Source organism: Actinomadura sp. 1N219 (assembly GCF_044326405.1).
Classification (GTDB): domain Bacteria; phylum Actinomycetota; class Actinomycetes; order Streptosporangiales; family Streptosporangiaceae; genus Spirillospora.
Map to the genome: position 1 here is coordinate 1 of NZ_JBIRAY010000040.1, position 860 is coordinate 860.

At 66.0% G+C, this 860-nt stretch carries 2 protein-coding genes; both read left to right on the forward strand.

Features of this window, described 5'->3' with window-relative positions; translation table 11 throughout:
• Positions 1 to 199, forward strand: a 199-nt coding sequence (locus ACH35V_RS42270) for a hypothetical protein (RefSeq protein ID WP_395980538.1), incomplete at its 5' end; no start/stop codon positions are given.
• 83 nt (positions 200 to 282) lie between these two features.
• On the forward strand, positions 283 to 860 hold a 578-nt coding region (locus ACH35V_RS42275; RefSeq protein ID WP_395980539.1), incomplete at its 3' end, for an alpha-amylase family glycosyl hydrolase.

An 860-nucleotide genomic window follows, 5' to 3' on the forward strand; every position in this document is an offset into this window, starting at 1 on the left:
CAACCCCCACCACCCCCGCGAAGCCACCCTCCACCTCGACCTACCCGCCCTCGGCCTCCCCAACGACCCCGAACTGGCCTACACCGTCACCGACCAACTCGACGGCGCCACCTACACCTGGACCCAAACCAACTACGTCCGCCTCGACCCCCAGGTCCAGCCGGCGCACGTCCTGACGTTCGGGAGTGGTGAGACGTGAGCGGCCCGCAGGAGCCACGCCACCCTGACTCGCCGCAGGATCCGCCGCCGGGAGCGGTGCCGGGCCATGAGCCCTTCACCGAGATTCCGCCGGACGCGCTCCCTGCCTCGTCCGAGCCCGTCCCGGACGCGTTCAGCCCAGAAACGCCACGCGATCCGCACTGGTTCAAGACGGCGGTGTTTTACGAGGTTTCAGTGCGCGGGTTCGCCGACTCCAACGGCGACGGATACGGAGACCTGCGCGGCCTGATCTCCAAACTCGACCACCTGCAATGGCTCGGCATCGACTGCCTCTGGCTGCTGCCCATCTACCAATCACCGCTCAAGGACGGCGGCTACGACATCGCGGAATACACGAGGGTCTTGCCCGACTTCGGGGATCTGGGCGATTTCGTAGAGTTGATCGAGCAGGCGCACGCGCGCGGGATCCGGGTGATCGCGGACCTGGTCATGAACCACACCTCCGACCAGCACCCCTGGTTCCAAGCCTCCCGCACCGACCCCGACGGCCCCTTCGGCGACTTCTACATGTGGAACGACACCGACACCAAATACCCCGACGCCCGCATCATCTTCATCGACACCGAAACCTCCAACTGGACCTACGACCCCACCCGCGGCCAGTACTACTGGCACCGCTTCTTCTCCCACCAACCCGACCT